Origin of the sequence: Exiguobacterium sp. s48, from assembly GCF_018617395.1 — a bacterium.
In the GTDB taxonomy this organism is placed as follows: domain Bacteria; phylum Bacillota; class Bacilli; order Exiguobacteriales; family Exiguobacteriaceae; genus Exiguobacterium.
In genome coordinates this window covers 116,181-140,916 of sequence record NZ_JACSKC010000001.1, presented here as the reverse complement: position 1 = coordinate 140,916, position 24,736 = coordinate 116,181, and the positions used below count along the sequence as shown (strand labels likewise).

The 24,736-nt window shown below is 49.0% G+C and carries 25 protein-coding genes; 12 read left to right on the top strand and 13 right to left on the bottom strand.

Annotation, left to right across the window (positions count from 1 at the left end; genetic code table 11):
• Positions 1–3 precede the first annotated feature (3 nt).
• Complete coding sequence (locus tag KNO66_RS00725; RefSeq protein ID WP_214739506.1) at positions 4–618, top strand: PH domain-containing protein; 615 nt, start codon at positions 4–6, stop codon at positions 616–618.
• A gap of 43 nt (positions 619–661) precedes the next feature.
• Here the strand turns inward: KNO66_RS00725 and KNO66_RS00720 are convergent, their stop codons facing one another.
• The gene (locus KNO66_RS00720) at positions 662–1,180 is read right to left on the bottom strand and encodes a DUF1836 domain-containing protein (protein ID WP_214739505.1); all 519 of its coding nucleotides are present in this window, start codon (positions 1,178–1,180) and stop codon (positions 662–664) included.
• A gap of 126 nt (positions 1,181–1,306) precedes the next feature.
• On the opposite strand from KNO66_RS00720, the gene trhA reads away from it, so the two are divergent.
• The 3 genes from trhA to KNO66_RS00705 all read left to right on the top strand — a co-directional run bounded on the left by trhA (position 1,307) and on the right by KNO66_RS00705 (position 4,050).
• Positions 1,307–1,951 carry a PAQR family membrane homeostasis protein TrhA gene (trhA, locus tag KNO66_RS00715; protein ID WP_214739503.1) on the top strand — a complete coding sequence of 215 codons (645 nt, stop codon included), beginning with the start codon at positions 1,307–1,309 and terminating at the stop codon, positions 1,949–1,951.
• Positions 1,952–2,039: 88 nt separating this feature from the next.
• Positions 2,040–2,735 (top strand): DsbA family oxidoreductase, encoded by a 696-nt coding sequence (locus KNO66_RS00710; protein WP_214739501.1) that lies wholly within the window; start codon positions 2,040–2,042, stop codon positions 2,733–2,735.
• A 97-nt stretch (positions 2,736–2,832) separates the two neighbouring features.
• Positions 2,833–4,050: an MFS transporter gene (locus KNO66_RS00705; protein WP_214739499.1), complete on the top strand. Its 1,218-nt coding sequence runs from the start codon at positions 2,833–2,835 to the stop codon at positions 4,048–4,050.
• A gap of 22 nt (positions 4,051–4,072) precedes the next feature.
• Here the strand turns inward: KNO66_RS00705 and KNO66_RS00700 are convergent, their stop codons facing one another.
• The 4 genes from KNO66_RS00700 to KNO66_RS00685 form a co-directional block, all read right to left on the bottom strand.
• Positions 4,073–5,167, bottom strand: coding sequence for an MBL fold metallo-hydrolase (locus KNO66_RS00700; RefSeq protein ID WP_214739497.1), 1,095 nt, complete (start codon positions 5,165–5,167; stop codon positions 4,073–4,075).
• A 191-nt stretch (positions 5,168–5,358) separates the two neighbouring features.
• The gene (locus KNO66_RS00695) at positions 5,359–5,922 is read right to left on the bottom strand and encodes an SCO family protein (RefSeq protein WP_214742344.1); all 564 of its coding nucleotides are present in this window, start codon (positions 5,920–5,922) and stop codon (positions 5,359–5,361) included.
• Positions 5,923–5,950: 28 nt separating this feature from the next.
• The gene (locus tag KNO66_RS00690) at positions 5,951–6,364 is read right to left on the bottom strand and encodes a disulfide oxidoreductase (protein WP_214739495.1); all 414 of its coding nucleotides are present in this window, start codon (positions 6,362–6,364) and stop codon (positions 5,951–5,953) included.
• A 1-nt stretch (position 6,365) separates the two neighbouring features.
• Positions 6,366–7,022: a DsbA family protein gene (locus KNO66_RS00685; protein WP_214739493.1), complete on the bottom strand. Its 657-nt coding sequence runs from the start codon at positions 7,020–7,022 to the stop codon at positions 6,366–6,368.
• 121 nt (positions 7,023–7,143) lie between these two features.
• Between KNO66_RS00685 and KNO66_RS00680 the strand changes: the two genes are divergently transcribed.
• Positions 7,144–8,736 (top strand): diguanylate cyclase domain-containing protein, encoded by a 1,593-nt coding sequence (locus tag KNO66_RS00680; RefSeq protein WP_214739491.1) that lies wholly within the window; start codon positions 7,144–7,146, stop codon positions 8,734–8,736.
• 47 nt (positions 8,737–8,783) lie between these two features.
• Here KNO66_RS00680 and KNO66_RS00675 read toward each other — a convergent pair whose 3' ends face one another.
• The 3 genes from KNO66_RS00675 to KNO66_RS00665 form a co-directional block, all read right to left on the bottom strand.
• Positions 8,784–9,458, bottom strand: a complete 675-nt coding sequence (locus KNO66_RS00675) for a DUF6241 domain-containing protein (protein WP_214739484.1) — start codon at positions 9,456–9,458, stop codon at positions 8,784–8,786.
• Between the two features lie 139 nt (positions 9,459–9,597).
• On the bottom strand, positions 9,598–10,872 hold the full coding sequence (gene odhB, locus KNO66_RS00670; RefSeq protein WP_214739482.1) for a 2-oxoglutarate dehydrogenase complex dihydrolipoyllysine-residue succinyltransferase: 1,275 nt from the start codon (positions 10,870–10,872) through the stop codon (positions 9,598–9,600).
• A gap of 18 nt (positions 10,873–10,890) precedes the next feature.
• Positions 10,891–13,743, bottom strand: a complete 2,853-nt coding sequence (locus tag KNO66_RS00665) for a 2-oxoglutarate dehydrogenase E1 component (protein ID WP_214739480.1) — start codon at positions 13,741–13,743, stop codon at positions 10,891–10,893.
• Positions 13,744–14,079: 336 nt separating this feature from the next.
• Here KNO66_RS00665 and KNO66_RS00660 point away from each other — a divergent pair, with 336 nt between their 5' ends.
• A complete protein-coding gene (locus tag KNO66_RS00660) occupies positions 14,080–15,012 on the top strand; it encodes an ABC transporter ATP-binding protein (protein WP_214739478.1) in 933 nt (310 codons plus the stop codon).
• The gene (locus tag KNO66_RS00655) at positions 14,990–15,727 is read left to right on the top strand and encodes an ABC transporter permease (RefSeq protein WP_214739476.1); all 738 of its coding nucleotides are present in this window, start codon (positions 14,990–14,992) and stop codon (positions 15,725–15,727) included. The genes KNO66_RS00660 and KNO66_RS00655 overlap by 23 nt, the downstream gene beginning before the upstream one ends.
• Positions 15,728–15,766: 39 nt before the next feature.
• Here KNO66_RS00655 and KNO66_RS00650 read toward each other — a convergent pair whose 3' ends face one another.
• Positions 15,767–16,546, bottom strand: coding sequence for a sulfite exporter TauE/SafE family protein (locus KNO66_RS00650; RefSeq protein WP_214739474.1), 780 nt, complete (start codon positions 16,544–16,546; stop codon positions 15,767–15,769).
• Between the two features lie 32 nt (positions 16,547–16,578).
• Complete coding sequence (locus KNO66_RS00645; protein WP_251128034.1) at positions 16,579–16,953, bottom strand: rhodanese-like domain-containing protein; 375 nt, start codon at positions 16,951–16,953, stop codon at positions 16,579–16,581.
• A 116-nt stretch (positions 16,954–17,069) separates the two neighbouring features.
• Between KNO66_RS00645 and KNO66_RS00640 the strand changes: the two genes are divergently transcribed.
• The 3 genes from KNO66_RS00640 (at position 17,070) to KNO66_RS14970 (ending at position 19,988) form a co-directional block, all read left to right on the top strand.
• Positions 17,070–17,366, top strand: coding sequence for a rhodanese-like domain-containing protein (locus KNO66_RS00640; protein ID WP_214739473.1), 297 nt, complete (start codon positions 17,070–17,072; stop codon positions 17,364–17,366).
• A 33-nt stretch (positions 17,367–17,399) separates the two neighbouring features.
• The gene (locus KNO66_RS00635; protein WP_214739471.1) at positions 17,400–18,800 is read left to right on the top strand and encodes an MBL fold metallo-hydrolase; all 1,401 of its coding nucleotides are present in this window, start codon (positions 17,400–17,402) and stop codon (positions 18,798–18,800) included.
• Positions 18,801–18,866: 66 nt separating this feature from the next.
• The gene (locus KNO66_RS14970; protein WP_214739469.1) at positions 18,867–19,988 is read left to right on the top strand and encodes a TlpA family protein disulfide reductase; all 1,122 of its coding nucleotides are present in this window, start codon (positions 18,867–18,869) and stop codon (positions 19,986–19,988) included.
• 41 nt (positions 19,989–20,029) lie between these two features.
• Here the strand turns inward: KNO66_RS14970 and nfsA are convergent, their stop codons facing one another.
• Positions 20,030–20,779: an oxygen-insensitive NADPH nitroreductase gene (gene nfsA, locus KNO66_RS00625; protein WP_214739467.1), complete on the bottom strand. Its 750-nt coding sequence runs from the start codon at positions 20,777–20,779 to the stop codon at positions 20,030–20,032.
• 170 nt (positions 20,780–20,949) lie between these two features.
• On the opposite strand from nfsA, the gene KNO66_RS00620 reads away from it, so the two are divergent.
• Complete coding sequence (locus tag KNO66_RS00620) at positions 20,950–21,843, top strand: DNA/RNA non-specific endonuclease (RefSeq protein ID WP_214739465.1); 894 nt, start codon at positions 20,950–20,952, stop codon at positions 21,841–21,843.
• Positions 21,844–21,925: 82 nt separating this feature from the next.
• Here KNO66_RS00620 and KNO66_RS00615 read toward each other — a convergent pair whose 3' ends face one another.
• Complete coding sequence (locus KNO66_RS00615; RefSeq protein WP_214739463.1) at positions 21,926–23,395, bottom strand: catalase; 1,470 nt, start codon at positions 23,393–23,395, stop codon at positions 21,926–21,928.
• A gap of 84 nt (positions 23,396–23,479) precedes the next feature.
• Positions 23,480–24,076, bottom strand: coding sequence for a DUF2238 domain-containing protein (locus KNO66_RS00610; RefSeq protein WP_214739461.1), 597 nt, complete (start codon positions 24,074–24,076; stop codon positions 23,480–23,482).
• 155 nt (positions 24,077–24,231) lie between these two features.
• Here KNO66_RS00610 and KNO66_RS00605 point away from each other — a divergent pair, with 155 nt between their 5' ends.
• Complete coding sequence (locus KNO66_RS00605; RefSeq protein WP_214739459.1) at positions 24,232–24,645, top strand: VOC family protein; 414 nt, start codon at positions 24,232–24,234, stop codon at positions 24,643–24,645.
• Positions 24,646–24,736 lie beyond the last annotated feature (91 nt).

Sequence of the window (24,736 nt, the reverse complement as noted above, 5' to 3'; positions counted from 1 at the left end):
GACATGTTCAAAAAACTAGCTTCTGATTTGACCGGCTTCAGTGATATCGGTGAGGTGATCGACCCATCCGACTTCGACAAGGCGGATGCGGATGACTACGTCCTTCACGAAGACAATGAAAAGATTTACTTTTTGATCAAGTCAAAATCAGATGAGTATTGTTTCACCAACTTGTCGATGATCCACCTCGATGGAACGAGCGCCATCAGTTCGAAGCGCGTTCTCTATCGTTATCCGTATTCACATTATCCAATCAAGCACGTCATGTTCGAGACGGCGGGTACGGTCGACCTCGATGTCGAAGTCAAATTCTCAATCGGCGACAAAGCGTACTCGATTGATATCAATAAGAAACAAATCGAGCATGTCAAAGATTTGTATAAGGCACTCCTCGCGATTGAAGAGATCCAGCGGGAAGGTCGTCGTATGATGGAGTATGCGAATACGTCGCTCACGCACTCGGTGTCGATATTAAGTGGGCTCCGCGAAGGGGACATGAACGTCCCGAACACGTTCAAGGAATTGAACGAGCAAACGTTCGATTGGCTACAACGTCACTATCATGAGTGGAACCGAAAAGACTTCGGTTCGGTTTACGAGAAATACATCAACAACTAAAAAACAACGCCACCATAGACTCTTTGTCTACAGTGGCGTTGTTTTATTTATCATCAATCAACTGTTCGGCCAATCGTTGATACAAGTGGCTCATGTGTACGGCAGACGCAATGGCGAGCGACCGCTGGATACCATTCTCTTTTTCGACCGATGTGCTCAAAAGCGTGTCTGCCTGGGCTTCGAACGCTTCTAAATTCTTCACTTTTTGTGCCTGATACGCTTCATAAAAGTCCTCAAGTGAGAACGTCTCATCTGACTCATTTAATGGACGTAGCGTCTCTTTGATGTCATTGATCGACAAGAGACCTTTCATCTCATAAATCAAACTGAGTAACATCAGATGTTCATTCGTATACTTTTTATTTTTGACGGGATGAAACAACTTGCCCTTGGCGTAATTGTTGATCATCGTCTTCGTCAAAATCGTCTCATCCTCGTCTCGCTTCATCTTCCCATAGTGCTGCTCGAACAATTGGATGACCTGGTCCATGTATAAATCGACAGTCGGCAATACGTCCCTCGGGAGCGTCCCTTCCGTTTCGGTAATATTCTTCGCTTTCATCCGTCTCACCTCACCCTCAAGTATAAAGAAAACTCTCATTTGTCGAAAGGTACACCTTGCTGTTTGTTCTTCTTCAGTATATCATGTAGTTATCAATACTACATGATGTGATAAGGAGTGTTTTACATGCATTCGATTTTCCGTGAACCGATTAACGCGCTGACGCATCTCGCCGGTGCGGTACTCGCTTTCATCGCGCTCATCGCCATGGTCGTCAAAGCATCACTGCTTGGCTCGCCGCTTGCGATTATGGCCGCCATCCTATTCGGGATCAGCCTCGTCTTTCTTTACTTGTCGTCAGGTCTTTACCATAGCATCATCGCCTCACCGAACGTCATCGCCTTCTTCCGGAGAATCGACCATGCGATGATTTACGCATTGATTGCGGGTACATACGCACCGCTCACGCTACTCGCGCTCGAAGGACCGACGCGGTGGGTCCTCTTCGGAACGGTACACGCACTCGCTTTGTTCGGCATCGTTTTCAAACTCGTCTGGTTCCATGCCCCGCGCTTCTTATCGACTGCGCTCTATATCGGGATGGGTTGGCTGTCCGTCTTCTTTATCGGACCGCTCCATGACGTGATCGGCAACGCCGGCATCTTCTGGCTCGTCCTCGGGGGCGTCATGTATACGATTGGCGGACTCATTTATGGGTTCAAACCAAAATTCGTCAACTGGCGAGGATGGGGCTTCCATGAAGTGTTCCATTTGTTCATCTTGTTCGGAAGCTTTGCCCACTTCGTCTGTGTATTCTGGTATGTCTTTTAAGTCCTCCTCGTGGAGGGCTTTTTTTCATGAGCCGTTTCCTGTACTTTGAATTCAAGATTTCCTACACTAAGGCTAGGAGGGATTTATGATGAAAATTGAAGTATGGTCAGATTATGTCTGCCCGTTTTGTTATATCGGTAAGCGTCGTCTAGAGGAGGCGCTCGAACAGTTCCCACAAGCGGACCAAGTCGAAGTCGAATTCAAGAGTTTCGAACTCGACCCGAACGCCCCGACGAACGATTCACGCTCCATCTATGAGGCACTCGCGACGAAATATCGCATGCCGATTGAACAAGCGAAAGGAACGACAGCGCAAGTGGCTGCCCAAGCCCGCGAAGTCGGACTCGACTATGATTTTGAGAACATGGTCGTGACGGGTACGCTCGATTCGCACCGTTTGACGCATTATGCGAAGACGGTCGGAAAAGAAAAAGAATTATCGGAAGCGTTGCTTCAAGCGTATTTCGTCGATGCAAAACATATCGGGAATCATGATGTGTTGCTTGAAATCGCGACAAGCGTTGGTCTCGACCATGACGCGGTGCGTGACGTCTTGACGACGGATGTGTATACGGAAGACGTACGTGCTGAAGAGAAGCGCGCAAGCGACCTCGGCATCACAGGTGTTCCGTTCTTCGTATTCGACAACAAGTATGGAGTATCCGGTGCTCAGCCGACGGAAGCGTTCACGCAAGTGCTCGAAAAAGTCTGGTCTGAGAATAACCCGACGATCCAAGTCCTTTCGAACGGTGCGACGTGTACCGACGACAACTGTGATATTTGATTGATGAAGAAGCCGACGTTCGGCTTCTTTTTTGTGGTATTCTTCACTCTACTACTTGATAATAGTGATTAGCATATAAGAATCGAGGACTACATCTATGTGGAAAAATCGGAACGTCTGGATCATCTTGACGGGCGAATTCGTCGCCGGTCTTGGGCTATGGCTCGGTATCATCGGGAACTTGGAATTCATGCAAGACCGCGTTCCATCCGACTTTGTGAAAGCGGTCATTCTCGCCATCGGTTTACTCGCCGGGGTCGCCATCGGTCCGCTCGCCGGACGTTTGACCGACCAAGGCTCTAAGAAAAAGATCATGCTCATCTCAAGCATTGTCCGAGCGCTCAGCGTGCTCTTCATGTTCGTCGCCATCGAAACGGATTCAGTCGTGTGGATGGTCGTCTTTTTAATCATCTTACAAGGGTCGGCCGCTTTTTACTTCCCTGCCCTGCAGGCAGCGATTCCGCTCATCGTGAAAGAACGGGAGCTCCTCGCCTTGAACGGTGTCCATATGAACGTTTCGACGTTGTCACGTGTCATCGGGACGGCGATTGCCGGTGTCCTCTTGACGCTCATCTCGCTCCGTAACGTCTATGCGCTCTCGCTCGTCGCTTATCTGTTGCTTGCGGTCGCGACGCTCTTTTTGAAACTCGATGAGTCGAAGACACCGTCCGCGAAAAAAATCGATGCGAAAGCGTCGAGCGGCTTCAAAGACGTCTTCCCGATCATCAAATCGATCCCGGTCATCTTCATGACACTCGTCATGACGCTCATCCCGCTCCTCTTTATCGGAGGGTTCAACTTACTCGTCATCAACATTAGTGAGTTGCAGGATTCGACAGCGATTAAAGGATGGATTTATACGGCTGAAGGACTCGCCTTCATGACAGGTGCCTTCATGATCAAACGAATCGGCGAAAAGTTCTCGGCGTTCTCGATTTTATTCTCGTTCTCGTTTTTGATCGGTGTCGCACAATTGATGCTGTATTTTGCGGATATCCCGTTCATGTCGATCGCCGCGTTCGTCGTCTTCGGATTCTCGGTCGGTTGCTTCTTCCCGACGGCCGTCACGATTTTCCAGACACGGATGCCAAAAGAATATCACGGGCGCTTCTTCTCGTTCCGAAACATGCTCGACCGGATCATCTTCCAAATCGTCCTTCTCGTGACGGGGTTCTTCCTCGACTTGATTGGACTTCAGCTTATGGTTGTCTTGTTCGGAGTCAGTTCGATTGCGATGACCGCAGCGTTCCTCGTCTATACACGTAAACATAAACTGCATATCGAAGAAGATGCCACAGAGAAGATGTCTTCTTAACAAAAACAAGCGGTGACCGAGGTCATCGCTTGTTTGCGTCTTCGAGTTCTCGCCACCACGTCGTCGTATCGTTCCGACCGTCTAGCGTGATGCGCTCCCCAATCATTGGCGTGAGAAGAACGTCTTTCGGTAAAAGAGACGCCATCTGTTCTGCCGGGTCGAACCAATCATGGAACGAGAGTGTGAACGCCCCCCAATGAATCGGAATCATCTGGTCGGCGCGTAAATCGTGAAACGCTTGCGCGGTCTCTTCCGGTTGCATATGGACGTCTGGCCAGCGTACATCATATTGACCGCATTCAAGTGCGGCGAAGTCAAACGGTCCGTACTGTTCGCCAATCATCTTGAAGTGTGGAGCGTAACCGCTGTCCCCGCTGAAGAAGAGCCGGTCCGTCTCACCGAGGACGACCCACGATGCCCATAACGTGCTGTTGCGGTCCGTCAACGAACGACCGGAGAAGTGACGCGCCGGCGTACAGACGAACGTCCAGTTCCCGAACGCATACGACTCGCCCCAATCCCGTTCCACGATTCGCTCTGCCCCGACACCCCATCGTTTCAAATGACTGCCGACACCGAGCGGCACGATGAACATGGCGACCTTGTCTTTAATCGCAAGGATCGTCCCATAGTCGAGGTGGTCGTAATGATCATGCGTCAACAAGACGACATCGATCTCAGGCAAGTCCTCAAGGTCGAACGGCAAGTCTTCACTAAAACGTTCATTTTTTGCGAACGGAAGCGGAGATGGGCTACGTCCAAACATCGGATCGACGAGCATTGTCTTCCCGTCCATTTGTACCATGAGCGCCGAATGACCGAGCCAATAGATTCTCGTGAAGCTCGAGCCCGTCTTCTCCTCAAAATCGATGGGTACGATCGGAAGACGTTCGGTAGGCTTACGAAGTGACGTCACGTCACGATAGTCACGCGCCATCGATACCATGTCCTCTGCGGAGAAGTTCATCGGTGTCTCGTATTGATTACGGAATCTCCCGTTCACCTGGTTCGGCGATTGAAGTGATTTCGGCTTACGTCCGAGTGGTTTGTACTGCGTCAAGACCGTCCCGGTGACGGCAGCCAGTCCGACTAATGAGAGCAACATCGTCTTTTTCATCTAAATCCTCTTTTCTACATGTTCGTTGAATTGATTATAGCGTGCATGCCCCATTCATATAACGGTTAGTATGCAGATTCGCTCATCTTTCAAAAAATAAGTGCTCTTGATTGTGGCGGCCTAGTCTTTCAAGTATATCAGGTTTCCCCACTCAAAAGACCTGCCCCACCGCATGTGGAACAGGTCTTCTGTTAAGACTTCTGCAAGATTTTAATGTCGTTGATGATGTCTTCGGTCGGGACGTTTTGGAAACCAGGATACGCTTTGATGATTTTCCCTTCCTGGTCGACCAAATAGAAATACGTACCGTGGTCGACTTGTGTGCCTTCGTCAGGCTTCCGGACGAGCGCCTTGAAGTTCTGTTGGGCAAACGTTTCAATCTCGTCTTGCGAGTAGCCGGAGAGGAACTGCCAATCTGCTTTCGAAAGGTCATAGCCACTCATAAACGCTTTCATTTTCTCCGGAGTGTCCACCGTCGGGTCGACGCTGAACGAAACGAACTGCACGTCTTCAACACCTTCTTCTTCGAGCGCTTCGTTCAGCTTCGTCATATTGTAAGTCATCGGTGGACAGACTGTCTCACAGCTTGTGAAGACGAAATCCGCCATCCACACTTTCCCTTTTAAATCGTCGAGGCTGACCATTTCTTCTTCTTGGTTCATGTATTCGAACGATTCAACTTCCCAATTAAGCGGATCCTCAATCTCTTGTCCGCATCCGGCTAGGACGATGAGCATCGTCATCAAACCAATCATCCACCATTTCTTCACACGCGCCAACTCCTTATCGCTTTTTGATATTCCACATGAAGAGGGTAAGGAGTGCGAAGGCTGTCAATGCGAGGAAGGGAATCGTGATGAACCCTAGCCAGTTGATATATTGACCACTACACGGAACTCCTTGTGTACACGGTTGAATTTCTGCAAAACCTGGCACTTTCTGTACCAAGTAATGGTAAAGTGAAACCAAACCGCCTATGATAGTAAGCGGTAACACATATTTACGTACTGACCGATCGTCTGTAAAGACGGCAATCCCTAGGAGGATTGTCAATGGATACATAAAGATGCGTTGAATCCAACACAACTCACATGGCACAAACTCTCGAATCTCACTAAAGTAGAGACTTCCAAGGGTTGCTGTCAAAGAGACAAGCCATGCGAGATACAGGCCGTATTTTTCGAAAAACGTCTTCATTTTACAAATCCTGTTCAATCAACTGTTGGATTTGCTCATAATTAAACGGGTCCTCGAGCATCACACCGTTAATCATAATCGATGGCGTGAACTGAATCCCATTTTCTTTCACCAATCCATCGTCTGTGCTGACTTTTTCGATGACGGTTGAATCTTCTCCGAGATCTTGCTCGAGCTGTGCCAAGTCGACCGATGTCGTCTCACTCGCAATTTCCTTCAGCTTCTCAACGGTCACCCATACGTCGTCGTGTTGTTGTGATTCTGGCTGCGCGTCGTAGAGCGCCTTGTGAAACTTCCAGAACGAATCGGGATCTTGCTCGTATACCGACTCGGAAGCGAGCGATGCCAAAATCGATTCTTGTCCATGGAACAAGACATTAATATAACTGAAGCTGACATCTTCTTTATCGAGATAGTCTGCTTTCAACTGAGGATAAATCGTTTCGCCCCATTGTTTACAAGACGGACATTTATAATCTCCAAATTCGACGATGGACACTTTCGCATCCGGATTTCCGAGTGTCGGTTGTCCTTCAATCGATACGTGATCACCTCGGTCAACCGTTGTCGTTTCATCTTGATTGAGCAAGACGAACGCCAAAGCAATCAACGCGACCGCGACGACGGTCATGATGACCAACCATTGATTCTTTTTCATTCTCTTCACCTCTATCTATTTTGACTCGTCTTTCATTATAGCGGAAGCTCTTCCTCCTATCATGATATCGACTCGTTTTTCATAATTCTCTTCAATTCAAGCTTTAGGAGGTTTTTCTCGCATGATCAAGACTTTTACGATGCGCCTCGGACTTATATTGGCGCTCAGCATTGCCACGCTCGTCTTTTTACTGACGATTGCACTCACATCTCTCATCAGTCACCGGGCGTCTGACGCACTCGAACAAGAAATCGGGGAACGCCTGTCGACGACATCGCATCAATTGGCTGATAAACTCGACTTTTATATGTGGTCACGTTATCAAGAAGTCCAACTTTTACAAGGCCTCGATTTAGAAGATCGAGACGAAACACGTCGACTCCTCGATCAAGTACAATCGAACATCCCCGCCTTCTCATGGATGGGCGTAACAGATCCAGACGGGACCGTCGTCGCTTCGACGAACGGGATTCTCGAAGGGGCATCGATTGCTGAACGACCGGTTTATCTGGAAGCACAAGATGCCCCCTTTATCGGAGACGTCCATGAGGCGGTCCTCTTAGCTGAATTATTGCCGAATCCTACGGGGGAACCGCTCCAATTTGTTGATATCAGTGTCCCGCTACTTCAAGACGGTGTATTTCAAGGAGTGCTCGCCACGCATTTAAGCTGGGCATGGGGTGAAGAAGTACTCGGACATTTCAACCGAACGCTTCATGACCAAGTCGACGATACGGATTTATTCGTCGTCAGTGAACGAGACAACCTCGTTCTCCTCGGTCCAGATGACATGGTTGGAAAACCACTGCCCGTGTCATTTACAGAAGGGTCTTCCGTGAAAAAATGGGAAAATGGGCAGGACTATCTGACGGGTATGTCAATCGGAGAAGGGTATGATGAATATCCTGGACTTGGATGGCGCGTCGTCGTCCGTCAACCGACATCAGTCGCATTCGCACCGGTCGAGACACTTAAAACAAGAATTTTATGGATCGGTTTATTGGCCTCGTTCGTGACAGCTGTCCTTGGTTGGCTCCTCGCATCTGTCGTGACGCGACCGTTGAAGCGAATCACCGAAACGGCTTCACTCATGGAGCAAGGGAAAGCCAATACGTTCCCTCATCAATCCGGAATCGAAGAGATCGAGTCCCTCGCATTCGCATTGGAGTCGCTCGTCACCTCCCTGACAGAGTCTGAGTCGGAGCGGGTACATTTTGAGACGCTCGCGAACCGTGACGCGCTGACTGGTCTCGCGAACCGTGTCGCCTTACGTGAACAGCTGAATCAACTTCACACTTCGAAAGAGCCATACGTCTTCTTCTATATCGATCTTGATGGCTTCAAGGCAGTGAATGATACGTATGGTCACGCTGTCGGGGATGAGGTATTGGTCGAAGTCGCACAACGGTTACGAGCACTCACAATCGATGACGTCTATCCCGTCCGGTTAAGTGGAGACGAGTTCTTCCTCATGTTCCCGAGACGTCTTCGTTCAATTCAAGAGATTTTCGAGATCGGGAGTACGCTCATCGCTAAGCTTTCTGAACCGATTACGCTAGACATCGCATCGGTGAACATCGGGGCGAGTATCGGGGCATCCATTTGGAGTCCACCGGAACCACCCCATGTCGCGATCGAACAAGCGGACGACGCGTTATATCGGTCAAAAGCGAACGGGAAACAACAGCTTTCCTTCCATGAGTCGTTCGAATGAATACTGGCCCCCATACGAAAAGGAGTTCGTGATGAACTCCTTTTCGCTTACTCTTCCGTTTTCGTATTCGCGTCTTCTTGCTGCTCTTCTTCTGGCATCGACTCCAAATCCATCGTATACACGTATTCCTCCCCAAAGTTATTCAAAATGAACAACTCTTCTTCCGCACGTGTCGCGAGTCCGTCCGAGAATCCGATGGCTGCATACATCTCTTCTAGCAATACGTCCTGTTCTTTGTCAATCTCATCAAAGATGGCTTGTTCCCATCGTTCAATGATTCCTCCGAGTTGACGGTAGTCATCGTTTTTAATTTTATTTTGATCGCGTAGCAACTCCAAATAGTCACGAACCTCTTTTAGATTGTCATGCGTCATCGGGATGGCACCCGCTTTTTCTGTCGCTAAGATTTTTTGATGGGTCATCAGATGCATCGCGTCGACAAGATTTCCTTTGTTCAACTTTTTGGGATCATCAAAGATGAGTCCCGTCGTCTCCTGTGGGTTGATGCGGCGCGTCACATTTTGACGGCGCCCGAGTGGGTCTTCTTCTTTGATGATGTCAATCAATTCGAGTGCTCGTGTGTAGTCTTCTTCCGTCATTTGTTCCCGGTCGAGTTCATTAGGATTCGGTCCACTACAGTATGTATAGAAAGCATAGGCCGCGATCACCATGATGACAAGTCCGATGATTCCACCCCACCAAAATGTCTTGTTCCGTTTCATTCTGTCCCCACACCCTTTTCTCGTTGTTCTTCATCAAGGATAACATATATATCCATACAAAAATTCCATAAAAAGGGTTCCGTTGAGACCTGGCATAAAAAAATACCCGCTCCAAGATAGGAGCGAGCATCTTCTCTTCTTACGCTTCGAACAACAATTGTTCTGGATCTTCAATCATGTCTTTAATGTGCTTGAGGAATGTCACTGCCTCACGACCATCTACGATTCGGTGGTCATACGAGAGTGCGACATACATCATCGGACGGTTCTCCATCGTGTCCGCGTCGATCGCGACCGGGCGGAGTTGGATCGAGTGCATCCCGAGGATGGCAACTTGTGGTCCGTTCAAGATTGGTGTTGAGAGGAGTGAACCGAACACACCCCCGTTTGTGATCGTGAACGTACCACCAGTGAGGTCGCTCAATCCGAGCTTGTTGTTACGTGCTTTGTCCGCAAGGTGAAGGATGTCTTTCTCAATCTCCCCGAAGTTTTTACGGTCCGCTTCACGGACGACCGGAACGACGAGACCGTCTGGCGCCGATACGGCAATCCCGATGTCATAATATTTCTTCAAGACGATTTCGTTGCCTTGGATCTCAGCGTTCAAGTATGGCATCCGTTTGAGAGCCGCTACCGCTGCTTTCGTGAAGAATGACATGAAGCCGAGTTTGACATCGTTGTCTTTCACGAACTTCTCTTGGCGACGTTTACGAAGTGCCATGACCGCAGACATGTCGATTTCATTGAACGTCGTGAGCATTGCGGCCGTCTGCTGCACTTCAACGAGACGGTTCGCGATCGTCTGACGACGACGCGTCATTTTGATGCGCTCTTCTTCTTTTCCACTCGCAGCCGGTTGTGGTGCCGGAGCTGCTGCCGCTGGCTTCTGCTCTTTCACAGACGGTTTCTCTTCATGTTTTGAAACGTCATGGACATTGATGCGTCCAATTGGATCGTTCGTTTGAACGGCTGAAAGGTCGATGCCTTTCTCACGAGCAAGTTTACGTGCAGCCGGTGTCGCAATCGGCCCTTTACCAGGACTGGCAACATGTTCTTCACGTTTCTCGACTTTCTTGCCTTCTTCGACGGACTCCGTCTTTTTCTCAGTCGGTGCTTCTGTTTTCGTTTCAGTCGCGTTTTCTGTCTTCGTCTTCGTCGCGACAGCCGTTCCGCCACCTGAACCTGAACCGAGACGTGCGATGACTTCACCGACTTGAACCGTGTCCCCTTCTCCAGCAAGTTGTTCTTCTAACACACCCGCTTCGTCAGCCGGGACTTCGATATTGACTTTATCGGTCTCGAGCTCGACGATGGCTTCCCCTTTTTCAACTTGATCGCCTGGCTGTTTGAGCCATGTAGCGACCGTTCCTTCTGTAATGGACTCTGCTAATTCCGGTACTTTGATTTCGATCACAATGAGTTCCCCCTTAACTTATTTACGATCTTTTTGATATGTGCTCGTGCCTGCACCGCTCGAGACGACGTCACGAGAAAGTGCTTCACGGATGATGCGTGCTTGTTCTTGTTTGTGAGCTGTCGGATTTCCTTCAGCTGGACTCGAACGACGGCGACGGCCGATATAACGAACATCGAGTCGGTTCGTAGTGACCGCTTCTAGACGAGGCTCGATATATGTCCAAGCCCCCATGTTTTTCGGTTCTTCCTGGACCCAGACGATTTCACGTGCATTCGGATAACGGCTGATGACGTCACGAATCTCACGTACCGGGAACGGATAGATTTCTTCGACTCGGATGATATGCAAGAAGTCGAGTGACTCTTCTGACTTGCCGACCGCTTCCGCAAGATCGATTGCCATCTTCCCTGTACAGAAGACGAGACGTTCGACTTTCTCCGCGTTCTCACCGAGACCTGGTTGTTCAACGATCGGTTTGAAACTCTCTTCCGTGAACGCCTCGATTGGGGACGTTGCGAGCGGATGACGAAGTAGGCTCTTCGGAGTCATGATGATCATCGGGCGAATCTCTTCTTTACCGAGCATCTCTGCTTGGCGACGGAGAATATGGAAGTATTGTGCCGCAGATGAAAGGTTAGCAACTGTCCAGTTCTTCTCTCCTGCAAGGGTCAAGTAACGCTCCATCCGTGCACTCGAGTGCTCTGGTCCTTGTCCTTCATAACCGTGTGGCAAGAGCATGACGAGGCCTGACTTTTGACCCCACTTCGCACGTCCTGCCGAGATGAACTGGTCGAACATGACTTGTGCCGAGTTCGCAAAGTCCCCGTATTGTGCTTCCCATAGGACGAGCGTGTCTTGTGCGAAGACGTTGTAACCATATTCAAATCCAAGCACCGAACCTTCTGAGAGCGGGCTGTTATAGACCGAGAACGATGCTTTTGCTGTCGATAACTGGTGGAGTGGCGAGAATTTCTTCCCTGACTCGACATCGTTCAACATGATGTTCCGCTGAGCGAATGTTCCACGTTCGGAATCTTGACCACTCAAACGAACCGGCGTACCGTCTGAAAGAATCGACGCGAATGCGAGTGTCTCCGCATGGCCCCAGTCGATCTTTCCTCCTTCGCTGAATGCATCACGGCGACGGTCGAGTACTTTTTGAAGTTTGTGGAAGACACCGAAGCCCTCCGGCCAATCAAGCAATTCGTCGTTCAATTGAGTCAAGAGATCGCGTTTCACGCTCGTATCGACTTTCGGGAATCCTTTATGGACCGCATCCGGCAAGACGATATCCGCATCCTCTTCTTCAGAAGGAACGAGGTCGCGCGCTGCTTTCAGCGCCTCTTCAATCTTTTGCTCGATTTGTGCTTTCTCATCTTTCGTCATGACGCCTTCTGCCTCGAGTTGTGCGGCATAGACGTGACGGACGGACTGGTGTCCTTTGATGGCTTTATAAAGAACCGGGTTCGTGTTCATCGGTTCGTCCATTTCGTTGTGTCCGTATCGACGGTATCCAATCAAATCGACTAAGATATCTTTATGGAATTTCGCGCGATATTCACTAATCAACTTCGCGACAGCAACACACGCTTCCGGGTCATCCGCATTGACGTGGAGGACCGGAATTTCATACCCTTTAGCGATATCACTTGCGTAACGTGTCGAGCGTGAATCGTTCGGGTCTGTTGTGAAGCCGATCGTATTGTTGGCGATGACGTGAACTGTCCCACCTGTACGATATCCCGTCAAATTCGTCATATTGAGTGTCTCTGCAACGATTCCTTGTCCAGGGAACGCTGCATCTCCGTGAATCAAGATCGATGCCGCCAAATCATCATGCTGTACAGCTGATCCTTTTTCAGAACGATCATCTTGTGCGGCACGCGTATACCCTTCGACGACTGACCCGACGAACTCGAGGTGACTCGGGTTGTTCGCTAAGTTGAGACGGACTTCTTTTTGCTGTTCGACGACTTTGCGATCGAGACCGAGGTGATATTTCACATCGCCCGACCATCCGAAGTTGATGCCGATTGACCCTTCAGACGGGATCAATTCTTTGTTCGGTGCATGTTGGAACTCCGCAAAAATCATCTCGTACGGTTTGCCCAGGACGTGAGCGAGGACGTTCAGACGTCCACGGTGAGCCATCCCGATGTTGATATGTTCAGACCCGCTCGAAATAAGGCCTCCGACCATCGCATCGAGAAGTGGTACCATCGCATCTAACCCTTCGATTGAGAAGCGTTTTTGTCCGACGTATGTCTTATGAAGGAATGATTCAAACAATTCCGTTTCCGCAAGACGTTTGAACAATTCAATTTTTTCTTCTTTTGAGAAGGTGTGCTTCAATGCACCTTGTTCAACTTGGCGACGGATCCACTTCTTCTCTTCCATATCATCTAAATGACGGAGTTCGATAGCGACCGTCCCTGTATAAACATCGAGCAAATGACGGAATAAATCTAGAGCACTCGCGTTTGGTTTAGGTGCATCGTCGGAAAGAAGACGAGCTGGAATTTGTTTTAAATCGTCTTCTGTCAAATCGTACCGTGACAATTCGAACAATTCCTGTTCGCGCGGATGGTCTTTTAACGGATAAATATCAGCCGCTTTATGACCGAACGCACGAATATCGTTGACGAGACGTGTCGCCGAGACGACTTTCTCCAAATCAAACGATGGACCCGAGACCGGTACTTCTGTCGGTGATGATTCTGGCGCCCCAAATTCATCAAAATATTGACGCGTCTCTTCATCGACCGATGATGGGTCTTCCAAATATTGTTCGTACAGTTCAATGATGTAGCCTAAGTTAGGACCATAAAATGCCTGCGATTTCTCGTGAACATTCGACGACTCTCCCATTGAATAAATCCCCCTTATCCATTCCTAAACGTCCAATCTGTGAACGCTTTCATTTTAACATGTAGCCCGAAGCAGTTCACCCTTCTCCTACCCTGGTGAACAAAACCAAATCTTGCCTCTTACGCTCAACTACATACTACACCTTTCGTGCCGGAAAGACCCTTACAAATTCACAATTCGTCCATACTATTTCGATAAGTTTTGCTTATCGATAAATTGTGTCATGATCAATTTGTTTCAACGATTTCAAAAAATGATGAAACCTTATTTCAAACAAGCCGTAGAAGGGGATGTAGGCAGTACACTATCACTCTTAATAGAAAGCTAGGTGACCACATGTTATCCGTACAAAATGTCCATAAGAAAATGGGAAAAGCAACGGTATTGACGAATGTCAGCTTTGACGTCGTTCCAGGAGAAATTTTCGGATTCCTCGGACCGAACGGCGCCGGGAAAACGACAACCATCCGAATCATCACGGGCCTCATGCCAGCAACGCATGGAACTGTGACGGTCGATGGGTATGACGTAGCAAACAATCGCCAAGAAGCGCTCAGCCGTATCGGAGCCATCGTCGAGAATCCGGCGTTCTATCCGTACATGACCGGTCGTGAAAACTTGATTCACGCCATGAACTTGATTCCGAACTTGAAAAAAGTCGACTTGAACGCACTCGGTGCGCTCGTTGGACTTGACGGAAAGCTCGATATGAAAGTCAAGCAGTACTCACTCGGGATGAAACAGCGCCTCGGGATTGCCCGTGCCTTGCTGCATAATCCGAAAGTACTCATCTTGGATGAACCGACGAACGGGCTCGACCCAGCCGGCATCGCCGACCTCCGAAATTACTTACGCCACCTTGCCGATCACCGTGGAATCGCCATCTTGATTTCGAGTCATTTGTTGAGCGAGATGGAATTGATCACCGACCGCTTCGCCATCATCGACCAAGGACAAATCAAATCAGTGGAAGACGGGAAGACGAAAGCAGACAGCGTCATCCTCTGTAAAGTTGCCAAAGAGCAGATGAATGAGGCACTCGATGTTGCCGCCCTCACCTTCGATGACGTGAAGATCGTCCAGCAATCTGCCGAGGCGTTTATCGTGCCGCGACAGGAGACGGACATTCCGGTCTTACTGAAACAATTAATCGAGCGTGATATCGCCGTCTATCAAATTGGCATGAAACACGAGTCGCTCGAAGAACAATTCTTGAAATTGACGAAAAAAGAAGGAGGTACGAACAATGCGTTCATTACTCAGCAATGAATGGATGAAATGGCGCCGCACGATTAAGCCTTACGTTGCTTTAGGCGTATATACGGCAATCATCCTCATCGTATACGCTGTATTAGCTAGTGGTGATGGGACACCGGAAGCGGCATCGTTCTTTGAATTCTCAACGATGGGCGCTATCGCTTTCCTAAGTATCTTTACGATCGTCTTTACAGCCGAGATGGTTGGGAACGAATTGAAATTTGACACGTTGAAGCATCTCTTGATGAGTCCATATTCCCGAGACCGCATCTTGTTGTCGAAACTCGTCATGGCCGTTCTCGTCATGTTGCTCCAATTTGTTTTCATCTTAGTCGTCGCGTTCGGCTTCTCGCTCACGTTAGACGGCTCTGTCGCATGGGATGTCGTTCGTCCGATCCTCATCAGTGTGAGCGGACCGATCTTCATCATCTTCTTGACGCTCATGTTCTCGGTCGTCTTCAAGTCGGTCGGGGTCGTCATCGGATTCACGGTGCTCGCGAACTTCGCTTCGAGTATCATCGGTGGACTTCTCGTCGCCTGGAAACCCGAGCTTGCGAAATGGATCGTCTTCTTGCATACGGATCTTTCCATCTATGACGTCAACCCAGAGTTCATGAAAGCGATGGACGCGACGATGGGCTTCTCGATTTTCTATGTCGCCCTTCATATCATCGCCTTCTACCTCATCACGGCGTTTATGTTCCGAAGCAAAACGTTCGCGGAATAAGACAAAAACACGATGCCAAACAAATGGCATCGTGTTTTTTTACGAGATTAAGTCGCTCCAGATTTTGATGGTACTGGCCAAGATGAGTAACGCCAAAATCCATTGCAACGCTTTTGTATGCATATTTTTACCGACATTCGCCCCAATCGGTGCGGCAATCAGACTGGCGATAATCATAATAATCGCCGGACCCCAGACGATTTGGTCTGTGATGATTTTCCCGAACGTCGACCCGATGGACGAGATAAACGTGATGGCGAGTGAGCTTGCAATCGCCATTTTTGTCGGGATGCGCAGAACGACGAGCATGATCGGCATGAGAATAAACGCCCCTGCCGCTCCAACGATTCCCGCTGCGACTCCGACAATGAATGCAGAGCTTGCGGCAATCATCTTGTTGAACTGGACTTGATCAAGTGGCATATCGTCCACTTGTGGTTTCGGTAAAAACATCATCACAGTCGCAATCGTCGCGAGAACGGCGTAAACGACATTGATGGCTGTTTCAGATAGCAGCGTCGACCCGTATCCACCAATGAAACTACCAATCAAGACCGACACACCCATATATAAAATCAACTGTTTGTTTAAGTATCCGCCTTTACGATAGGCATATATCCCACCGATCGTCGCAAAGAACACTTGAATGGCGCTGATTCCCGATACTTCGTGGGCACTGAACGCCGCAAATCCTAAGAGTGGTGGGATGTACAACAACATCGGATATTTGATGATTGACCCACCAATCCCGACCATCCCTGAAATAAATGACCCGATGAAACCAATTAAAAAAATCGTAATGATAAACCCAAACTCCATATCGATTCCTCCATTATCCTTTTATTCTCTTCTTATTCAGAAGCTTCCCAAGCCATCATGCCGCCTGACACATCATAGATTTCGGTATAGCCGGCATCTTGTAATCGGCTAGCAGCCTGAGCACTTCGGTTCCCACTCCGACAGATGACGTAGATCGGCTCGTCTTTCGGATACGGCAACTCGTTGGCATCTAATGAAGAAAGTGGTGCGTTCACCGCTCCTTCAATATGCCCCCCCTCGTATTCGGACACTTCTCGAACGTCAAGGAGTGTTATTTCCTCGTTTTCCAATTTGTTTTGTAGAGTTTTAACATCGATTTTCGCTATCTCACCCTTTTCTGATGTGATTACAAAGATAAAAATCGCCATTAAAGCCAAAATCCCAACAAATAAGGAAATTCTCTTCATTTTTTCGCCTCCAATTCTTTTCACTTGCGCTCATTATACCTTAGGGGGTATATTAAAGCCAACGAAACATTCTCGTTGCCATAAAACCTTACACACGAAAAGGAGATCAAAGACTCATGAAGACGATTACGACTACTGAATTAGAAGCATTACTCCAAGCGGACGAATCACTCAATTTGATTGATGTGCGAGAAGTGGATGAATATGCCGGCGGTCACATCAAACAAGCGAAAAACGTACCACTTTCTGAATTCGGGGCAAAAGTCGATGAGCTCGATCGCTCTAAACCAATTCACGTTATTTGCGCAGCTGGCGGACGCAGCATGAACGCATCTGCTTATCTCGACTCACTTGGATTCGACGTCACGAACGTCGACGGTGGGATGATGAGCTGGCAAGGCGAAGTCGAATAAAAACCATTATTTTAGTCATAGGGGGAATTTCACATGTTATTACGTTATTTTTATGATGAAAAATTAGCACAAGCTTCATATATGGTCGGTTGCCAAATGACAGGAGAAGCGATCGTTATCGACCCGGCCCGTAACATCGAGCCATATCTTCAAGAAGCGAAAAAAGAAGGCATGAACATTGTTGCAACAGCTGAGACACACATCCATGCGGACTTCGTATCGGGCTCACTCGAACTCGCGAAGCGAACAGGTTCGAAAGCTTATTTATCAGATGAAGGCGACGCTTCATGGAAATACGCATTCGCCAAAGACATCGATGCACAACTCGTGAAAGACGGTGACACATTCAAAGTCGGTAATGTGACACTTGAAGTCATGCATACACCGGGTCACACACCAGAACACATTTCGTTCCTTCTGTATGACCGGAACCAGACACAACCGATGGGGATCTTCACAGGCGACTTCGTCTTCGTCGGAGATATCGGTCGCCCTGACCTTCTTGAAGAAGCAGCCGGTGTGAAAGGAACGACGGCAATCGGTGCGGAACAAATGTTTGATTCACTCAAAAAATTCATGGCGCTCCCTGATTTCGTTCAAGTTTGGCCAGGACACGGTGCTGGTAGTGCTTGTGGGAAAGCGCTCGGCGCGATTCCGACATCGACAGTCGGTTACGAGAAAGCAACGAACTGGGCCCTTCAAATGACGGACAAAGATGCCTTCATCAAAGAGTTGACGACGGATCAACCCGAACCACCGAACTACTTCGCCATGATGAAGAAAGTGAACAAAGAAGGCATTCAAGTGACGACAGAAGTCGCTCGCCCAGAAATCGTAGGCACAGATCGTCTCGATACACTTGTTGAAAATACACAGGTCGTCGATACGCGTAAAGGTGAGGACTTTGCGAACGGACACGTCCCTGGGACAATCAATATCCCGTACAACAACAAGTTCGTCTCGTGGGCAGGCTGGCTCGTCAACTTCGACAAAGACATCACACTTATCGCGAGTGCGGAAGATGTCGATCAAGTACAAACTGATCTTCAATCAATCGGTCTCGATCGCCTCCGCTTCATCGTCCCAGTCGAAGAGCTCGACGCATCACTCTTGACGGAAACGTATACGGACGTGACGGCAGAAGAAGCCATCGATGCTGCTGAAAAAGGTGACGTCTTCGTCCTCGACGTTCGAAACGCGACCGAATGGAACGCGAGCCATTACGAAAAAGCAGAGCGCATCTTGCTCGGTAAACTCGTACGGGATCACGAAGGTCTTCCGACAGACCAAACGATTGCGGTCCACTGTGCATCAGGCGTCCGCTCACGCATGGCGGCAAGTGTCCTTCAATCGCTCGGCTACAAAGATATCCACAACATCCTTGGTGGCTACGGCGCGATGAAGACTGTCTTAAACGCTCAACAAATCAAGTAATGCTATACTGACTAGGAATATGGCGCCCGCTTCGAGAGGGGCGCCTTTTGTTTAGGAGGGAAAGACGTGGTCGCTATCGGTCCACTCAGCATTCGTTTCGATTTACTCATCTTTTTACTAAGCCTTGTCGTCCTTTACGGGATCTTTCGCTTTCGCGGACTGACGAGTAAACAACGGGAAGCCGTCATCGGCACATGGTTCTATGGTTTTCTTGCCTGGAAAGGGAGCGCCATCTTCATTGGTCTGTTGACGACACGTGACCTGTCGCTCGCGCTTTATGCAACGGGAGGCGCTTGGTCTCAATGGATTGCGGCCGCTATTGTCCTTTGGTTCGTCTATCGACTCGACCGAGACCTTTTAGGCTATTGGGTGCTGAGCGGCCTTTTCATTTGGTTCGGTATGACGCTCGCGGTTCCAATGTACGGAACGATTTGGCGTTTCCCAGATCAGCCGATTCATGTATGGAGTGCAACCCTCATCCTTCTGCTACTCAGGATGACGTGGCGCTGGATGCATCAACCGACTCGTGGGAACATTCTTTGGACCACATTCGGTGCATCTAGTATTTGGTTATTCGAATCGTATGCGGTCGGACAGATTCAATGGTGGACGATCGGAATCGTCACCATCCTGTTCGGATTGAGCGTTGTTCTCGCTCGCCCTTCTAGAAAAGCGATTCAACTCAGTATCGGTGTACTTGTGTTGCTCGCGGTCGTGAATGTAGCCATACCTGAACAGGGGGCACAAACTGTCACGAGAGAGACGGCGTCGACCGGGCTAAATATCGGACAAATCCCTCCTTCGTTCGCATTACAGCGAACCGATGGGAGTACGTTCGACTTAGCATCGTTACGTGGTCAGCGCGTCATCGTCAACTTCTGGGCGTCCTGGTGTCCGCCGTGTCGTGCAGAGATGCCCGATATGGCGAATTTCGCGAAAAAACGAGACGACGTGACGATTGTCGCCGTCAACACTACGACGAGCGAACGCGACCCTGACAACGCTGTCTCATTTGTCGAACCATACGAAGATGCCTTTACCGTCGTCTATGACCGTTACGGCCAAGTCGGTGATGCGTATCGGATTCAAGCGATGCCAACGACGTATGTGCTCGATGAATCTGGCGTGATCATCGCGAAACAATTTGGTGCCATTGACAAGAATTGGCTCGACGCTCAACTACATTGAACATCATAAAACCGCCGACATTGAGTTGTCGGCGGTTTCTCTTATTGCTTCAAATAGCCTTGTGCTTTCAAAAAGTCTTTGACGTCAAGACGTGTCGATTTCGACAACATGCGTCCCATCTGTCCGGTCCACGTATCCTTACGCGGATTCGAGCCACGGACCATGTAGTAATCATGGATCAATGCATCATAATCCGAAAGGGACTGTTTGATGCGTTCTGGATTCGTCTCGTACGTATTCTCATGGTAGACGTGATGGAACGGGAGACGAGGTTTCTGATCTTCGACTGAAGCCGGTACACCGACTGCCATCCCGAAAAGCGGAATGACCCGCTCCGGCAATTCGAGCACTTCTTTCACGGCAAAGAGGTCGTTCCGAATGCCTCCGATATAACAGATGCCGAGTCCCATCGACTCTGCCGCTATGGCCGCATTTTGTGAGGCGAGCGCCGCGTCAATCACAGCAACCAAAAGTTTCTCATCCGTCTCAAGCGTCGCAGATACTTCAGTCTCCTGTAGCTCACCAATCATTTCATGCCGATGCAGGTCTGCACAGAATACGAAAAAGTGACCGTTCTCGACGACATAGGACTGGTTGCCCGCAATCTCAGCGAGTCGTTTCTTCTTCGCTTCATCGGTCACCCCGATGATGGAGTAGGCTTGGATGAAGCTAGATGTCGATGCCCGTTGTGCGCTCTCGACGATGGTCTGGATTTGTTCATCTGTTAATGTCTCGTCCGTAAAATCGCGGACGGAACGGTGGTTCAATAAGGTCTCAATCACTTCGTTCATACGTTCTTCCCCCTTTTTTCAATCTTGGCACAAGCTCTCTGAATCCACAAATGAGAGGAATCCATTGAGCACATTTTGAGGAGAGAACGCTCATATCTTGTTTTCTTATGCTATCATTATAAGCTACATAGTAAATACGATAGCCTAACTTCGAATAAGGAGCGATATAGATGAAAAGAATACCATTTTACATTCCATTCTTACTTGGGGTGCTGTTTCTCTCCGGTTGTACGGATGCCGATGTGAGTGTCTCGACGTCGACCGAGGACACTGTTGAAGAGGAACCGGCACAAGAGGAACAGACCACCGAGACACCTTCACCTGAACAGGAAGAAGATGTATTTGATGGCTATACGTTGATCGAGGTGGATGGCGGCGATCAATCCGGTAATCGTGAAGCAAATGTCGTCGTCGATATCGGCTTCGGCGACCGGGAGTACTGGGCGTTCACGAACGAACATGGTCAGCTGGTTCGCGTGATTGCCGATGAGATTGTCCTGCAGGATGATAAGAGCGAAGACGTCAATTCTTCAGGACGTTACTATTCAGACGAGGCGAAAGTTCCAGGTGTCGAAGACCCGAACCTCGACGAAGGCCATATCATCGCCGATTCACTCGGCGGTGTCTCGAACGCCTATAACATCACGCCACAAAACAGCGCACTCAACCGTTACGGCGACCAGGCATTCATGGAAGATGTCATCCGGAAGGCTGGCGGGGCGAAAAACTTCGAAGCCATCATCACCTATCCGAATACAACGACTCAGATTCCTTCCCACTATCAATATACGTATACCGTACGCGGCAACACGGTCACGGATTCGTATGATAACGCGGATCCAGAAGAGGTGAACGAATCGCTCGATTTGACGGACGACTCCCCTCCTGCAGTGACGACGGATCCAGTCGAGGAACGCGACTTATCCGATATCGACGTTGACGGGAACGGGCAAGTGACAATCAAAGAAGCAAAAAACGCCGGATTCGAGATGCCGATCACGCGTGATCATTGGTTGTACCAGTATATGGACGACCGTGACGGTGACGGGATGGTAGGAGAATAACAACAATGAACGAGACGTTTCTCTATGAGAGGGACGTCTTTTTGCATATAAAAAACCGCGGTACATGACCGCGGCTACTCGTTTATTTCGACATTTGGTTCAAGAATGGTGCGAGATCGACGTTCAACTCGTTCGAGAGACGCTCCCCGAGTTCACGGTCAGCACGATAAAAGTTGCAAATCAAGAGGAGAACCGTCTTCTCATGACGAACTTCTTTGATGTGAGCGACAAGGTTCCAGATGAGCGCATCCTTCTCTTCTTGAGAATAGCGACGGTACACTTCTCCAGCCTGACCGAAGTCGTTCGTCTTCTCAATCTTCTGGCGACCCGTCACGCCTGTGATCGGTTGCGGCGTCTCGATATAGTCCGCATTCGGTTTCGGTGCATCTTCATAACGGTTCGGTTCATAGTTGACCGGGCTCGTCTGTTGCTTAAATGGCATCGCCCCGTCACGCTGGTTGTTCGCGACTTGAGCGAACGGGCAGTTGATCGGAAGTTGGAGATAGTTCGGTCCGATGCGGTGACGCTGCGTATCTGAATATGAGAAGAGACGTCCTTGGAGCATCTTATCTTCTGATGGCTGAATCCCTGGTACGAGGACGCCCGGGTTGAAGCCGACTGATTCAGTCTCGGCGAAGAAGTTGTCGACATTCTTGTTGAGGGTCATCGTTCCGACTAATTGATACGGGATGACGTCTTCGAACCAGTCTTTCGTCGCATCGAGTGGGTCGAAATCAAAGTTATCCATGTCCGCCGGGTCTAAAATTTGTACATATAGATCCCATTCCGGATAGTCTCCTTGCTCAATCGCGTTGAACAAATCACGTGTCGCATGGTTGAAGTCTTCTGCTTGAATCTTCGCCGCTTCTTCCATCGACAAGTTTTGAACACCTTGCTTCGGCACCCAGCGCATCTTTATGTACACCGTGTTTCCGAACTCATTCACCCACTTGAAGGAGTGGACGGACGATCCACGCATATGGCGATACGATGCCGGAATACCTTCGTCACTGAATAAATGAAGAAGCATGTTCGTTGACTCAGGTGTGAGCGACATGAAGTCGAAGAAACGGTCCGGATCTTGAAGGTTTGTTTGTGGGTCCGGTTTGAGCGAGTGAATCACGTCTGGGAATTTAATCGCGTCGCGGATGAAGAACACCGGTAAGTTGTTACCGACGAAATCATAGTTCCCTTCTTCCGTGTAAAACTTGACGGCGAAACCACGCGGGTCACGAAGCGTCTCCGGTGAACCTAAACCGTGAATGACGGTCGAGAAGCGCGCAAACACAGGTGTCTCTTGCCCCTCTTCTTGCAAGAAGGCGGCTTTCGTATATCGTTTCATACTATTTTTTACAGTGAAGACACCATGCGCCCCTGCCCCTCTCGCATGAACGACACGTTCTGGTACACGTTCACGATCGAAATGCGCTAATTTCTCAATTAATTGGTAGTCTTCGAGAAGCGTCGGTCCCCGACGACCCGCAGTGATGGAGTTAGCGTTATCCCCGATTGGTACGCCTTGGTTCGTAGTTAGTTGACGATGTTGGTCCATATGATTGCCTCCCGTTGTTTATAATCATTACAATATTGATATTAATAAAAGATTAGAATGATTACAAATAAAAAAGCTCGTGAATCACGAACTTTTTTTCATGTGTCTCTTTTGTTTGGCTTTTTCCCGTTGATGGAGCGTCACGACGAAGAATGCAGCGAGCACTCCACCGAGTGACCCGGCGATGATGTCGACCATCGTATCGTCGTTCCCGTTCCCTTGCATCGTCGTGTTCAATACGACGTCGGATGTGAATTCATACATCTCCCAAAGAGCCGCACCGGCCATTGAAAAGACGACAATGTATACGAATAAAAATCGTTTCGGGATCTCGGTCCGAATGTCGTCATCGAGCCGGCTGAAGAAGTCGAATCCTAAGAATGCGAGAAAGATACCGCTCAAGAGATGAAGGAATGTATCCCACCAACCGTTTCCGTACAATCCGACGATCGACCCTAAATACTGTGAGGCAAATAGGAACAGGATATACGCCACCTTCATTTTGCTATCGAGCTCTGTTTTGAACGTCTTTTCGATAAAAAACGGGATGAGACCAGAGATGATTCCGGCCCCCGCCACACTCGCATCGAACCATGATTCTTCTAGAATCGATGTCACGAGCATGACCGCCATGAACAAGACGAATCCGAATTCGAGGATACGTCCTTTCGTGAGATTCATGATAGTTCGCCTTCTTTCGTCTATTTTGTTCTCTATTCACTTTATTCCCAAGTCTCAATTGGGTTCAATCACACAATCGAATTTAGTTGGACTCACTTGCGTTTTACGAACATATGTTCTATAATAAATATTATGAATCCGAGGAGGAACTTGCTATGCCCATCAATCCGTATCTCAACTTTAACGGGAATTGCCGCGACGCCGTGAACTTCTATGCGGACGTATTCAAACACGCTGCTCCAGACATCATGACGTTCGGTGATCAACCTGGTCCAGACGGTCAACCGGTGCCGAGTGAAATGGCTGATCTCGTGCTGCATACCCGACTCTTGATTCACGGCTCATCGCTCATGTTCTCTGATGCCATGCCTGACGGACCGGTCACGTTCGGGGACAATGTCACGCTCGCTGTCGTCACGGACGACCTCGATGCCATCCATCGTGAATTCGAGGCGCTCTCTGTGAACGGACGTGTCTTGATGCCGCTTCAAGAGACATTTTGGAGCAAAGCATATGGCATGCTCGAAGACCAGTTCGGTGTCCAGTGGCAGTTCAGCCACGAAGCATGATCGTCCAAAAGACCTCAAACACATTTTTATGATGAGGTCTTTTGTTCTTTTCAAGATTAGCTTCGCCACAGAGAGTACTTTCAAGGAGATG